Origin of the sequence: Bartonella sp. AP88HLJMH (genome assembly GCF_042195605.1) — a bacterium.
Lineage (GTDB): Bacteria > Pseudomonadota > Alphaproteobacteria > Rhizobiales > Rhizobiaceae > Bartonella.
Genome location: NZ_JBHIOR010000063.1, coordinates 1 through 2,086, shown reverse-complemented (window position 1 = coordinate 2,086; position 2,086 = coordinate 1). Strand labels below are relative to the sequence as shown.

General features: G+C 41.7%; 2 protein-coding genes. Both read right to left on the bottom strand.

The annotated features are described in order from the left end of the window. Positions 1 to 323 precede the first annotated feature (323 nt). On the bottom strand, positions 324 to 728 hold the full coding sequence (locus tag ACFIMA_RS09475) for a hypothetical protein (RefSeq protein WP_375637312.1): 405 nt from the start codon (positions 726 to 728) through the stop codon (positions 324 to 326). Next, a partial coding sequence (locus ACFIMA_RS09470; protein WP_375693425.1) for a filamentous hemagglutinin occupies positions 725 to 2,086 on the bottom strand: 1,362 nt, incomplete at its 5' end. The genes ACFIMA_RS09470 and ACFIMA_RS09475, both read right to left, overlap by 4 nt.

The window sequence follows — 2,086 nt, the reverse complement described above, 5'->3', positions numbered from 1 at the left end:
AACCTTATTAAGGTCCGGTACTCCACATTCTAAAAGTATTTTATTTCTCCATAATGCTGGAGAAAGTGAGGGAATTGAGTTAACACATCCAGTGATACTTAACAGAGCTATACAACTCAACAGTTTTAAGATTTTCTTCATTATTCCCCTCTTTCAATGGATTTATTTACAATAAAACAGAGCTCATAAGCCTGTTGATATTTTCTGTCACCGCTGCTTAAAACAACGGTGAACAATATTGAGATGTTAGATTGAGAAAACAATCCCGCCGTTCCAAGCAAAGGCAAGGATGGCAGATTGTTGATCATCACCAATAGAAACACTTAAGGTTTGCATTCAGGTGCATTTTTATATTTTTTACAAAAAGGGCTGTTTAAGCGCTTCTTGACACTGCGCTGTGGAACAACAGCGCCTGGACGACAAATGGGCAAGTTTTCGGCTTTATGGTTTACACACCACCCCCCCCCCCTTTCATCTTTATAGCGGAATCCTGATTGAACCATACAAGCATGAATTGTTGCTATTGCATTATTACTGAGCTTGCTGCTTTCTGGATCCTTATCATAAGGGGTTGGCATACCACATTCTAACAAGCCTTTTCCTACCTCAGTAAAATCTGCTCCCGGTTTCTCCCAAGCAGTCAAATATCCTGAAGGAGGTTTATTAAACTGACATCCAGCTATACTTAACAAAGTTACAGCACTTAATAATTTTACGATGTGTTTCATTTTTTACTCCATGATTTACTTAAAGGAAATTGTTCACGATGAGATGAACCATAATCATATCTACATTTATAACCTGCATCTCCAAGACAAGTATGGGAACTTATGGGATTCATGACCACTCTCCACCATTCTTTCCACATGTTACTACCAGCAGGGAGTGTCCCGTAGGTATAGCCATTGCCACCAATAATTCTGCTTACAAAGTCATATCTATTCCCATCAAAGCCAATAGTGGTTTGTTTGCCATCACTCACATAACCTAACAGACCGGATGCAACTAAAACATTAAAGGCTGGTCCATAGAAATTGATATTCGTGTTGTCGGCTATACCGTGAACACCTTCTTGTTTGAAAGAATTCAGCATATTCCCCAATGACATGGTACCGCGGCTATGGCCATACTCTTCCAATCCCGTGTTACCATAGCGAGACATCAGATTTTTTGCTTCTTGTGTTGAATTGGTCAAACCCCAAAAGTTATTTTCCATAAACTTCTGGTAGCCTGCTACCAGAAGTTCTGAAATAGCAGAATCAGCTTCTGGGAACACCACAAAATAAAGCGGTGCATTTTTATCCTTCGCATGTTGAACCGCATAAACAGCGGCTTCCTCTGGTGGAGTAAAGATGCCATTAAAGGACACATGCACCTTGCCATCAGCACCCTCTTGTAAATGCTGCTTTTCTTCATCTGTTAAATAATGTGCGTGAGGTATTGGTTGTCCACGAGCGTCTCTTATAGGTACCCCATTTTCATCTTTTTTATAGATTATATTGCCCTTTTCATCACGGTCGACAACGGCGATGGGGTGCTCTTTGATAAACATGGTTTTATAGGAGTCATCGCTGTATTTAAATCCTTCTTCCAACAATTGCGTTGCCATTTCGCGGTTTTCATGGACGATTTGTTCCAGCTTGCCTACATCGAGCTGTTGTACACCCTTATGGGCGGTGGCAGTATCACGATTAAGGGAGGCTATGGCTTGCTCAACATCTTGCCCTGTCAATGCCTTCTGCCCTGCTTCATCAGTAATGACAATGGTGCCATCGCTAATGGCAGATTTGGTATATCCTTCCTCTGAATCTTTAGCTTTTGAATGATCTAAGAGATTTTTAGCAATGTTTTTCCCGACACCATATTTGCCCTGATACATCGGACCACCCGCTGAAATGCTTAAACCTTGACTGCTGGCTTGCGCATGCGCACTGTTGCTGATATCATTGGTACTAATGCTTCCTGTGGTCAGGCTGTTTTTTTCTGCCGGCGCGGTGCTTTCAATAATACCTCCGGTCAGCGTTGTTTTATCTTTAACGTTGATCTTAAAACCACCATCACCCGCTTTGATGCCTGATTGCTCCAC